Here is a 12,112-nt window from a genome sequence, read left to right on the forward strand (position 1 = left end):
CTTGTTGACAAGTGCGGCTGGAAATACAAGCATCAGGCAGGGGTTCAATCGCGACGACCCCGTGAGGCGTCAGCCCAATGTTCGCGTCCAGGCTCTCTGTTGAGGTGGACGCCATGTTGTCATACTTTGCTGCCCAGAAATCGACCGATATCCGCAAGCCGAAGCGGAGATTTGCGCTGCTGCCTTCCGGTGCCGGCTCGACGGCTTCTTATTTGCTCGCATCAAGGGGATTGCGGGCGTTTGGCGACGGACTTGTCAGTCTTTTGCTCCCGGCCTACCTGGCGGCGCTCGGCTTCAATGCTCTCGAGATCGGGATATTTGCCACGGCAACGCTTTCGGGATCGGCCGCGCTCACGCTAGGCGTCGGGGCCATCGCGCACCGTTTCTCGCGCCGCTCGCTGCTCGTCGCCGCCGCCATTCTGATGATTCTCACAGGATTTGCCTTCGCGCTCGTCCACGACTTCTGGCCGCTGCTTCTGGTCGCGTTCGTCGGAACCTTGAATCCATCCTCCGGCGACGTGAGCGTGTTTCTGCCGCTCGAACATGCGGAACTAGCGCACAGCGTCACCGATCGCGACCGTACCGCGCTGTTTGCGCGCTACAGCCTGGTCGGTGCCCTCATTGGGGCTGTTGGTGCTTTGGCGGCCGGCACCCCAGACCTCCTGCGGCAGCTTGTCGGTATGGAGATCAAACAGGCTCTTCAGTTCGCCTTCCTACTCTATGCTTTCCTTGGGGTCGGATCGCTAATCCTGTATCGGCGGTTGCCGGATGAATCGATCGACCCGAGTGCGCCGCCAGCGGAGCCCTTGCGCAAGTCTCGAACCATTGTCCTCACGCTGGCCGCCCTCTTCAGCCTGGACGCATTTGCGGGCGGGCTCGTGGTTCAGTCCCTCCTGGCATTGTGGCTTTATCAAACCTTTGGCCTGTCCCTCGCTACCGCGGGCGCAATCTTCTTCTGCACGGGCGTGCTTTCGGCCGTATCATACCTGGTGGCGGTTCAGATTTCCAAGCGGATTGGGCTGGTGAATACGATGGTGTTCACCCACCTGCCGTCGAGCCTTTGTCTGCTGCTCATTCCGTTCATGCACAGCCTCGCTTCGGTGATCGTCCTTCTGCTGATCCGGAGCGCACTGTCGCAGATGGACGTCCCGACCCGCACCTCTTACGTGATGGCGGTGGTTGCGCCTGGCGAGCGTGCCGCAGCAGCGAGCGTCACCGCCGTCCCGCGCAGCCTCGCATCGGCGGCGAGTCCAATGCTCGCCGGCTCGCTGCTTTCCGTGTCCGGCTTCGGCTGGCCACTGCTCATCGCTGGAGCCCTGAAGATCGTCTATGACATTCTTCTACTTGTGACGTTCCGCAAGATTCGGCCGCCGGAGGAACGCTAGCACAGTTCGCCAACTCCGTCGGAATCGGCGCCGCGATGCTTCAGACCGAGCCGATGCCGATGGCGGCCATTTGCTGGAATAAGTCGTCGACCTGCGCCGGCAAAAGGCTGGCGCTCTCGGCGATCCACCAGGCAAGTACGGCAAGAAATGCTCCTGATTTGAACTGGACTGAGAATTCGGTGGGCACGCCGGCCTTGCTGGTCCGCTTGCCAGCGAGTTCGGTTCGCACGGCGCGCCGGATCCGTTCGTATCGTCGCCTCGTAGTCGGCGTCGGTAGCGTAAACTCGGCCGGGCACAGGACCGGGGTCATCGACATGACGCACAACCCGCGAAACCAGTTCAGGTGTCAGGCGCATTCGACGCGGCTTCGCCCGCGAGACGACCGTGACAGGGCAAGCGTGAATGCGGCGAAAACCGGCGTGACTCTGAGGTCGAGTGGGCGTATGTTGACATAAAGATGTCTTTATGTAATTAGGCGCGACTGTCGTCTTGAGGATGAAAAATGTCGCAAAGCTCCTCATCGCTGGATGACCTGTTCGGCCCCGTTGCGGCAACGCCCGACGGTTCGGAAGTGCTTGCGGCGCTGACCGTGGCGGCGCGCGAACGCATCCTCATCCTCGACGGCGCCATGGGCACGCAGATCCAGGGTTTGGGGTTCGATGAAAGCCAGTTCCGCGGCGAAGCGTTCGCCGGCTGCGCCTGCCATCAGCAAGGCAACAACGATCTGCTGATCCTGACCCAGCCGAAAGCGATCGAGGAGATCCACTATCGCTACGCCATCGCCGGCGCGGACATTCTCGAGACCAATACCTTCTCCTCGACCTCGATCGCTCAGGCCGATTACAGCATGGAGGATGCCGTCTACGCGCTGAACCGCGATGGCGCGCGGCTGGTGCGGCGAGCGGCGGAGAGGGCGCTGCAGGCGGACGGCAAGCGCCGCTTCGTCGCCGGTGCACTCGGGCCGACCAACCGCACCGCCTCCATGTCGCCGGATGTCAACAATCCCGGCTATCGCGCCGTGACGTTCGACGATCTGCGGCACGCCTATGGCGAGCAACTGCGCGGCCTGATCGACGGCGGTGCCGACATCATCCTGATCGAGACCATCTTCGACACGCTGAACGCCAAGGCGGCGATCTTCGCCTGCAACGAGATTTTCATCGAGAAGGGCGTGCACCTGCCGGTGATGATCTCCGGCACCATCACCGACCTGTCCGGCCGCACGCTGTCCGGGCAGACGCCGACGGCCTTCTGGCACTCGGTGCGCCATGCCAGCCCATTCACCATCGGCCTCAACTGCGCGCTCGGCGCCAACGCCATGCGCGAGCATCTGGCGGAGATTTCCGGTGTCGCCAATACGTTTGTCTGCGCCTATCCCAACGCTGGCCTGCCCAATGAATTCGGTCAGTATGACGAGAGCCCGGAATTCATGGCCGCGCAGATTGAGGATTTCGCGCGCGAGGGACTGGTCAACGTCGTCGGCGGCTGCTGCGGCTCGACGCCCGATCACATCCGCGCCATTGCCGAGGCGATGCGGAAATATCCGCCGCGCGCCATTCCGGACATCGAGCCGAAGATGCGCTTGTCCGGGCTGGAGCCGTTCACGCTGACCGACGAGATTCCCTTCGTCAACGTCGGCGAGCGGACCAATGTCACGGGATCGGCCAAGTTTCGGAAACTGATTACGGCGGGCGACTATGTCGCTGCGCTCGACGTGGCCCGCGACCAGGTCGCCAACGGCGCCCAGATCATCGACATCAACATGGACGAGGGGCTGATCGATTCGAAGAAGGCGATGGTCGAGTATCTCAACCTGATCGCCGCCGAGCCGGACATCGCGCGTGTTCCGGTGATGGTCGACAGTTCGAAATGGGAGATCATCGAGGCCGGGCTGAAATGCGTGCAGGGCAAGCCGCTGGTCAACTCCATCTCGATGAAGGAAGGCGAGGAGGCGTTCCTGCACCACGCGAAACTCGTGCGCGCCTATGGCGCGGCCGTGGTCGTCATGGCCTTTGACGAAGATGGCCAGGCCGACACTAGGGCGCGCAAGGTCGAAATCTGCACCCGCGCCTACAAGCTTCTGACGGAACAGGCCGGCTTTCCGCCCGAAGACATTGTCTTCGATCCCAATGTCTTCGCGATCGCCACCGGCATCGAGGAGCACGACAATTACGGCGTCGACTTCATCGAGGCCACGGGCGAGGTCACCGCGACGCTGCCGCATGTCCACATTTCCGGCGGTGTGTCGAACCTGTCCTTCTCGTTCCGCGGCAACGAGCCTGTGCGCGAGGCCATGCACGCCGTGTTCCTCTACCATGCCATCCAGCGCGGCATGGACATGGGCATCGTCAATGCCGGCCAGCTTGCCGTCTACGATACGATCGAGCCGGAGCTGCGCGAGGCCTGCGAGGATGTCGTGCTCAACCGCGTGCCCAGGACCAGCGGCACCGCCACCGAACGCATGCTGGAGATCGCCGAACGCTTCAAGGGCACGGCCGGCAAGGAGGGCAGGGAGCGCGATCTCGCCTGGCGCGAACTGCCGGTCGAACAAAGGATCAGCCATGCGCTGGTCAATGGCATCACCGAATTCATCGACGCCGACACTGAGGAGGCGCGGCTGGCGGCCGAGCGCCCGCTGCATGTCATCGAAGGCCCGCTGATGGCCGGCATGAATGTCGTCGGCGACCTGTTCGGCGCCGGCAAGATGTTTTTACCGCAAGTGGTGAAGTCCGCGCGGGTGATGAAACAGGCCGTCGCAGGACTGTTGCCGCACATGGAGGCCGAGAAGCTGGCGAACGCCGCCAACGGCATCGACAATGGCGAGCGCCAGACGGCCGGCAAGATCCTGATGGCGACGGTGAAGGGCGATGTCCACGACATCGGCAAAAACATCGTCGGCGTGGTTCTCGCCTGCAACAATTACGAGATCATCGACCTCGGCGTCATGGTGCCGGCGGCAAAGATCCTGCAGACGGCGCGCGAGAGACAAGTCGACATCATCGGTCTGTCCGGCCTGATCACGCCGTCGCTCGACGAGATGGCGCACATGGCTGCCGAGATGGAGCGTGAAGGCTTCGACATCCCGCTGTTGATCGGCGGGGCGACGACCAGTCGCGTGCATACGGCGGTCAAGATCCATCCACGCTATACCAGGGGCCAGACCGTCTATGTCACCGACGCCAGCCGGGCGGTCGGCGTCGTGTCGTCCCTGCTGTCGAACGAGACCAGGGGCGGCTATGTCGACACCGTGCGCGCCGAATACAAGAAGGTCGCCGATGCGCATGCCCGCTCCGAGGCCGACAAGCAGCGGCTGCCGCTCTCGAAGGCGAGGGCCAATGCACATCGGATCGACTGGTCTGCCTATGAGCCGACGAAGCCCTCCTTCGCGGGCGTCAAGGTCTTTGAAAACTGGGACCTTGCCGAGCTGGCGCGCTATATCGACTGGTCGCCGTTCTTCCAGACCTGGGAGTTAAAGGGCCGTTATCCCAGGATCCTCGAGGATGAGGCGCAGGGACCGGCGGCGCGCCAGTTGTTCGAGGACGCGCAGGCGATGTTGGAGAAGATAATTGCCGAAAAATGGTTCGCGCCGCGCGGCGTCATCGGCTTCTGGCCGGCCAATGCCGTCGGCGACGACATCAAACTGTTCACGGATGATACGCGATCCAGCGAATTGGCGACGTTCTTCACCTTGCGCCAGCAGCTGACCAAGCGCGATGGCAAAGCCAATGTCGCGCTGTCGGATTTCGTCGCCCCGTCGAATAGCGGCAAGCCCGATTATATCGGCGGCTTCATCGTCACCGCCGGCATTGAGGAGGTGGCGATCGCCGAGCGTTTCGAGCGGGCCAACGACGATTATTCCTCGATCATGGTCAAGGCGCTGGCTGATCGCTTCGCCGAAGCCTTCGCCGAGCGCATGCACGAGAAGGTGCGCAAGGAGTTCTGGGGTTATGCCCCTGACGAAGCTCTTGCACCGGACGAGCTGATCGGCGAGCCCTATCGCGGCATCCGCCCGGCGCCCGGTTATCCCGCGCAGCCCGACCATACCGAGAAGGCGACGTTGTTTCGGCTGCTCGACGGCGAAGGCAATGCGGGTGTGAGCCTGACCGAAAGCTATGCGATGTGGCCGGGCTCCTCCGTGTCGGGCATCTATCTATCGCATCCCGAGAGCTACTATTTCGGCGTCGCCAAGGTCGAGCGCGACCAGGTCGAGGATTATGCGCGCCGCAAGGACATGCCATTGGCTGAGGTGGAGCGCTGGCTTGGACCGATCCTCAACTATGTTCCCGCGCTCTATGCCGAGGCGGCGGAATAGAGTCGAGAAACACTGTCGTCTTTTGCTTCGGGCAGCGTCGCTTTCCTGTGAACGGCAGCCAGGCATCGGTGAATCTAGGCGACCGCCAGTTGCGCCATGTTTCGGATGCTCGGCGGCCGAGGCCCTTCGCTGCTGTCTGCGCCATCATTACGGACGCCGCTAAGGCGGCCATCGCCAGGATTAAGTCCGCGAATTCCGACCCTATGTGATCGGGACCGCTCGCCGCCACAGTTATCCAATTGGGTGGTTGCGTATGGTCGATCGGCCGGCTGACAGTCAAATCGTCGACTTGAGCGGCCCGGCAAGGCCGAGAGCGTTTTTCACCAGCTTCGCGCAAGCCCGGTTGAGCCTTCGATCGAGCGCGTGGGCGAAGCCCGACGGATATCGACTATCCGCCGGGCGAGCCGCCCTTCAGTGGTGATGGGCGGAAACGCTCTTGACGTATTCGGACACAAGTTCCCTCGGCGCCGACTGACCGACGTCGCCGACGCTGAGGATGCCGACCATCCGCATGCTCTTGTTGATCACCGGCAACCTGCGGATTTTCAGTTCCTCCATGTGCCGCATGGCCTTGGCCAGATCATCGTCTTCGCGGCAGCAGTGAATGCCGGTCGTCATGACATCGCGCGCCGTCGCGGTGCGGCTGTCGAAACCATCGTCCGCCAGTCCTTTGCAGACAATGTCGCGGTCGGTCACCATTCCGATCAGTCGGTCGTTCTCATGGCGTGTGCTGGAATGCTCCGGGCGTAGCGGCTTCGCATGCCTCAGCGTTGGTCGACAATCTACCCGACGTCGTGTCGGCAGTTATTTCCCGCTAGGCGCCGCCGTCCCTGATCGGGTTGACGATCTTGATATCGAAGAAGTCTTTTTCGTTGTCTGTCACGACGACGCAGTTGTTGGCTTCAGCAACGGCGGCAATGATTGTATCGAGTGCGCTTCGAGGGCCGCCCTTGGCTCTACCATCGGCCATCAACCGCGCCCAAATCAGCCCGGCTTTCTCGTCGAACGATAGGACCCGGCCTGCAAAAAGCATCTGCGGACCGTCCGGCCCCGCGAACCATTTTTCGAGCTCGTCACGCCGTTTGCCCGATGGCTTCTCAAGCACACCGCGGCGAATTTCGGCAACTGTGAGCGAGGCGATGAACAGATCATCGTCCTTTTGGTCGGCCATCCACGCGAGCAGAGGCGCGGACGGGGTTGGTTTGGTGATGTTGCTGATGATGTTCGTATCAAGCAGATATCGCATCAAATCTCCACCTTGCGTCCTTCTTCGCGAGAACGGCTAAGGTCGAGATCGGCCCCAACGAGCGGGGATCGGCGCAGCGCGGCAAGGATGCCACCTTTCTTCGGCGGCTCACCGGCGATGGTCTGGCTGACAGCCGCGCGAAGGCGCGAGGCATCGGGGCCTTCTTCTGCCAGTCGGCGAGCCAATGATCGGATAAGGTCGCGATCAACGTCACGACCAAGCACCTCAAAGCGCGTCAGGCCACGCTCACTAAGGCGAGATCGATAATTTTGGATGGCGCGTTTTTGCGAGATGCCCACTGAAACCTCCGACTATGCCCGGAAATATAGCCGGAAAAACCTGTTTCAGCAAGACGCAGCCATCGGACTGCGGCGTCGTTCCGGCCTTTTGGATGGATGTCGCCCGCATGTTGTTTGAACAATCGGCATATGGCGATTGACCCCTCAGTTGTTACCGGTAATATTTCCAGATGGCGGTGTTAGGCTCATCAGACACTGAAAGGAAGCCATCGGTGGGTAGATCCAGTCATGTGCCGCGTCGGCGCGCCGTTTGCTGGTTTTTCCGCTACGCCGTGGCACGACGCAGCTCGCCAAAATTGTTGGATCCGGCCGAGAGTGTCCGGTACTGCGCTTTAAAATCTATCGGTAACCAACTGGCACAGTTCAATTTTGTTTGGATTTTGGCCACAATGGCGGGATGCCGGACAATAGCTCCCCATTTTCTGCACCCCAGGACGAAGTCGATCTCTTTGACTACGTCCGCAAGCCGCGTGCTCCTCGCCATGCCACGTCGCAGGTCCTCGCGCGAACGGCAATCGACCGCGCTTGGGACCTCAGCATCTCCGATGACTGGCCGGACCGCATTCCCGTCTCTGATGCCGAACTCGATGTGTTCGAGGTTCATTTCGGGCCGTTGTTGGACGAACTGCTCAGCGATGCGAAGGGGATTTCCGTTGTTGCGGAGTTCGTTGAGGCAGGCGCATCGGCAACAGACGACCGCCGGCCCGAGTTTCAACGCATGATGGACGCTGGGGCGCAGAAGCCCGCGCCGTTCAAGTTTATTATCGTCCATTCGTTCTCGCGCTTCTTCCGCGACCAATTTCAGCTTGAGTTCTACGTGCGTCGGCTGGCCAAGAACGGCATTCGGCTTACATCCACCACGCAGGATCTCGGCGACGATCCGATGAGTGTGATGATGCGCCAGATTATGGCGCTCTTCGACGAATATCAGTCGAAAGAAAACGCCAAACACACGCTCCGAGCGATGCCAGAGAATGCCCGGCAGGGCTATTGGAACGGATCCCGGGCGCCCTTTGGCTACAGGATCGTCGCTGCCGGGCAGCGCGGCTCGCGGACGAAGAAGAAGATCGAGCCAGATCCCGCGCGAGTCGATACTGTCCGACTGATGTTCCGCCTTGCGCGCGTCGGGGCGGACAATGGCCCCATGGGGGCGCGGCAGATCGCTGACTTCTTGAACATTCGCGGCATTCGGACCCAGACCGGTGGACGGTGGGGTGTTGGCGCGGTGCATCAGATTTTCACGCGCGAGACGTACATTGGGCGCCACCGCTTCAACGTCTCCAGTTGGCGCAAGAAACAACAGAACCCAGACGACCAGGTGGTTGAAGTGATCGTCGAGCCGATCGTCGACCCGGAGGAGTTTGCCGAGGTCCAATGATGCGGTCCCGAAGTCCGCAGTTGAAAGCGCCCCGATTCGTGAGCGGGGGCACGTTGCTAGGTGGCGTCTGCTTCTGCGCCGACTGTGGTAGGGCGATGACCCTGCGTACCTCGGGTACGCATCTTCACCCGCCGCGGGCTCGATTGGACGTCGAAATATCGTGACCTTGCCAAGGCTGCCGCCTTGCTCGAGGTCGAAAGTGCCATCATCGACGGCGAGATTATCGTGCTGAACGATGCCGGCCTGTCCGACTTCGGCGAGTTGCGCAAGGCAATCACCCGGCGTCAGCACGACCTCTACTTCGTCGCCTTCGACCTTCTCCACCTAAACGGCCACGACTTGCGGGACATGCCCTTAGAAGACCGACGCGAGATCCTGGCCGAGATGATCCCGGAAGGCGGACGAATCCAGTTCAGCCAGGCGCTCCCGGGCGATGCAAAGGCGATCTTCCATCTCGTCGACCAGGCCGGGCTCGAGGGCATGGTGTCGAAGCGCAAAGATAGCAATACCGAAGCGGCAACTCGACGGCTTGGCTAAAGACGAAGGCTTTCACGATCGACGAATATGAACTGCTCGGCGTCAAGCGCGAGGCCGGCAAACCCGCTTTCGCGCTGATGGCCGACCGAGGCACCGGCGCTATGTCGGCTCAGCTTTCATCACCTTGAACCGGGAGATGCGCGAACGCCTCTGGGAGCGCGTCCAGGAGCACGCTGGCACGGCGCCGAAGGGCATGAAGCGGCCGGCGACGCAATGGGTCAAGCCGGGGCTTATCGGGCGTGTGAAGCATCTGCGCGGCGAGGAAGACTTGCGGCATGCGTCGCTACAGGATTTTCGGGATGAGAAGGAGTAGCGCGGGGCTTCCGACGCGGCTACCGGATTTAGAACATTTGCCGCGTCGGTCGCTCCCCCCGGCAAACTTAAACATTAGCGCTCCCTAAAACGCGGACAACGCACCCGCCCCGTTTGGTAAAAAACGTACCGTCATTTTTTATTGAACACGCCATCGGACGCATTAAGAATCCCCTCGTCACCATTCTGTTTCCGGCCCTTGGATGGGAGGTTGCACCATGGATAAGCTGGGTGTTTCGGTATCGGCTATCGACTGCGATATCCTGCGCAGCGCCTTCAGAAAATCGGTCATCGAAGATGAAATCCCTGAAGATCGATGGCGGGACCACGCGGTGCAATGATCCGCGATTTCACCGGCGCAAAGGCGGTTGATCCCGACCTGCTGGACTGGATTGTGCGGCAGTAGCCACGCTGGCCGGATGTCTAGAGTTTTCCAACTAGAAAACGGGCTTCGCGGATGAGCGATGCCCAGTCGTATCCCAAGAAGGTAATGAGTTCGCGAGCTTGCTCTTCGGTAATGCCGGCCTCGTTAACCAAACGACGAACAAGGCCGTCCGTCGCCGATGGCCTTCCTTGCTCGTCAACCATTTGTGGGATGTCCTTCCGTGACCGAACGGGTGCCAGAGACAATGGTTCCGTTGGCTCTTACTCAGCGGCCCGGCGGCCGGGCGGGGGGCTGGGGTTCGGCCACCGGGCCTAGCCGGAAAACGGGGTAGGTTCGCCGGCCGGCGAGGTTATAGGCCCGGCTTGCGTCGATGCCAACTTGGCAAAACGGAGGTGTTCGGTTCGCCTCAAATCGGATGAGCCCAGGCTCGGTTGAACTTATTGCGCGGATCAACAACTGTTCACATAGCAGCATCGCCTCTAACCGGTGCTGCATGTTGGGGGTGACCCAATCGGCCCGCGCCCCGCTAGCCTTTGAGGGCGCGGGCGCGGCTGCCGAAGAGGCGCTTCACCTTTCCTTCACCATGTTAGCGCACGTTTATAAGCGGACATGCTGGTGTGCCAAAGGCCCCGGCGCAGATCCAAGCGCCGGGGCCTTTTAGTTTCGTCCCTACGGCTGGGTAGTCTGGCTCGCCTTGCGTCTTTGTGCCCAGTGATCTTGGGCCCTCAGTCTCAATTGAGAGATTGCTAATATGCGATAACATGCGTTTCAGAGCGAGTGTTGCTAGTCTCGCAGGGCCGGTGCAGTTGGGGCTTGGCTAGGGCGCTGCACCGGCCTTTTCAAAGGTTGTTGACGCGCGCGGCCGACCGCTTAATCAAGAGATCACTAATATAACAAACCCATCGTTAAAGTTGTCTGGAATCGTCCCGTCCATCGTGCATTTATGGCAGTAGCGGTCGATTTCTCAGGAATGTAGCCGCTCCGATTGAGCCCGCCGCGTGGTCCCTCCCGTGGCGGGTTTTTCGTTGAGCGAATAGGGGGTGCCGGCTGGCCGGGCCTGCTTCCGTTCCCGAACCGTACAAGAGACGTTCTTACGTTAGGGAGTGCTAAAAAGGCACACCCAGCGGTCCGGCGGTCGAGGGCGGTGGGTGCGGTGTTTCGGCCGCCGGGCCTAGCCGACATGAGAGGGGATTTTGTCGGCATAGCCGAATATAACGCCTTTTCTAATTTAGTAAAACCAAAGGGATGGCTCCTCTGCCTCTCAAATCGGATGAGCCGGAGTCGGATCTGGTCGGGCGCTACCGACTTTCGAGAAGCGCTAGCGAATCAGGACGTAGGCGCCCAGGCCGGCCATAAGCAAGCAGGCAAGCGGCCATTCCGATCATGTCCCGCTGCCTGTAGCGCCAGACGGCGCCGGCAAGCATCGTGGCGGCGATGATGGCGACGTAGAGAGCTACTGCCAAAGCCGCGTCACAACGCGCGAGAGCCTAGCTGTCTGATTATCACCCCAAGAGCGAGTGTGATTGAGCCGAACCCGAACGCACAGACGGAAAGGATCTCGTGAATTACGGTCTTGGCTACACCAAGTGTTACAAAGCCCGCCAGCATCTCCAGCACACCTAAGACAATAATAACAAAGCCCATTTGCCCCAGCGCCTGAGAGCGTTCGAGGACGAGGAAGACTTCTCGTACCCAAAAGAGGAGCTTCGCCCTGGGTGCCTCGCGCTTTACGAGAAGGAAAGAGCCGACGGTACCGAGCTTCCGGCCATCATCGGCTTGCTCAGGGACCACGTGGTGCGGGAGGAGGAGCGGCTTCGGGTTGAGCAGGAGGAACGGTATAAGAGATCGCGTGAAGAGGACCGGATGGCTCGCGAACAGCGGCTCCTGTCAGGCGCTGACTGCACGTGGACCCAGCTCCAGAAATCTCCTCATTGGTTTTGCCGGGCCAATGGCAGGACATACCGCCTTTCGCCAACGAAGGACAAAATGTGGAACCTCTACCGGTTAGTTCGGTCTCGGAGGACGACGAGAAAGCCTTGATTGGGAAGTACGGACGGCGCGGCGACGCGACGAAAGTGGTCTCACAAATGGCCTATCAGCCCGAGCCGAGGTGGTAGCTGGCCGGAACGGCAACCCAAAGGCCGCCGGATTAGGCGAAGCTCTCTGGATTTCCTGAGACTGGGGTGTGGTGGAACCGTGGGGGGTACGGGGGGCTTCGCGCGGGCTGGGTATCCGATCCCCCGCTCAGAGATTTCTAT

General features: G+C 61.0%; 11 protein-coding genes. 6 read left to right on the forward strand and 5 right to left on the reverse strand.

The window, feature by feature from the left end; translation table 11 throughout:
* The first annotated feature begins 77 nt into the window (after positions 1–77).
* Positions 78–1,385 (forward strand): MFS transporter, encoded by a 1,308-nt coding sequence (locus tag D3227_RS26070; protein WP_245451882.1) that lies wholly within the window; start codon positions 78–80, stop codon positions 1,383–1,385.
* Positions 1,386–1,425: 40 nt separating this feature from the next.
* Here D3227_RS26070 and D3227_RS26075 read toward each other — a convergent pair whose 3' ends face one another.
* Complete coding sequence (locus D3227_RS26075; RefSeq protein ID WP_120017146.1) at positions 1,426–1,614, reverse strand: hypothetical protein; 189 nt, start codon at positions 1,612–1,614, stop codon at positions 1,426–1,428.
* Positions 1,615–1,887: 273 nt separating this feature from the next.
* Between D3227_RS26075 and metH the strand changes: the two genes are divergently transcribed.
* A complete protein-coding gene (gene metH / locus D3227_RS26080; protein WP_120017147.1) occupies positions 1,888–5,697 on the forward strand; it encodes a methionine synthase in 3,810 nt (1,269 codons plus the stop codon).
* Positions 5,698–6,108: 411 nt separating this feature from the next.
* On the opposite strand, the gene D3227_RS26085 is transcribed toward metH, so the two are convergent.
* The 3 genes from D3227_RS26085 to D3227_RS26095 form a co-directional block, all read right to left on the reverse strand.
* Positions 6,109–6,396, reverse strand: a complete 288-nt coding sequence (locus D3227_RS26085) for a CBS domain-containing protein (protein ID WP_120017148.1) — start codon at positions 6,394–6,396, stop codon at positions 6,109–6,111.
* A 115-nt stretch (positions 6,397–6,511) separates the two neighbouring features.
* Positions 6,512–6,943, reverse strand: a complete 432-nt coding sequence (locus D3227_RS26090) for a type II toxin-antitoxin system VapC family toxin (RefSeq protein ID WP_208646432.1) — start codon at positions 6,941–6,943, stop codon at positions 6,512–6,514.
* Complete coding sequence (locus D3227_RS26095) at positions 6,943–7,242, reverse strand: hypothetical protein (protein ID WP_120017150.1); 300 nt, start codon at positions 7,240–7,242, stop codon at positions 6,943–6,945. Before D3227_RS26095 ends, D3227_RS26090 begins: the two co-directional genes overlap by 1 nt.
* A gap of 397 nt (positions 7,243–7,639) precedes the next feature.
* Between D3227_RS26095 and D3227_RS26100 the strand changes: the two genes are divergently transcribed.
* The 4 genes from D3227_RS26100 to D3227_RS43840 all read left to right on the forward strand — a co-directional run bounded on the left by D3227_RS26100 (position 7,640) and on the right by D3227_RS43840 (position 9,810).
* Positions 7,640–8,620, forward strand: a complete 981-nt coding sequence (locus D3227_RS26100; RefSeq protein ID WP_245451883.1) for a recombinase family protein — start codon at positions 7,640–7,642, stop codon at positions 8,618–8,620.
* A 120-nt stretch (positions 8,621–8,740) separates the two neighbouring features.
* Positions 8,741–9,157, forward strand: a complete 417-nt coding sequence (locus D3227_RS44790; protein WP_245451887.1) for an ATP-dependent DNA ligase — start codon at positions 8,741–8,743, stop codon at positions 9,155–9,157.
* Between the two features lie 136 nt (positions 9,158–9,293).
* Entirely contained in the window at positions 9,294–9,470 is a 177-nt protein-coding gene (locus tag D3227_RS44795; RefSeq protein ID WP_245451884.1) for a hypothetical protein, read from the forward strand.
* 217 nt (positions 9,471–9,687) lie between these two features.
* Positions 9,688–9,810, forward strand: a complete 123-nt coding sequence (locus D3227_RS43840) for a hypothetical protein (RefSeq protein WP_281034954.1) — start codon at positions 9,688–9,690, stop codon at positions 9,808–9,810.
* Positions 9,811–9,892: 82 nt separating this feature from the next.
* Here D3227_RS43840 and D3227_RS41770 read toward each other — a convergent pair whose 3' ends face one another.
* Complete coding sequence (locus tag D3227_RS41770; protein ID WP_167480845.1) at positions 9,893–10,057, reverse strand: hypothetical protein; 165 nt, start codon at positions 10,055–10,057, stop codon at positions 9,893–9,895.
* Positions 10,058–12,112: the final 2,055 nt, after the last annotated feature.

It is taken from the genome of Mesorhizobium waimense, assembly GCF_003601975.1.
GTDB lineage: Bacteria > Pseudomonadota > Alphaproteobacteria > Rhizobiales > Rhizobiaceae > Mesorhizobium > Mesorhizobium waimense.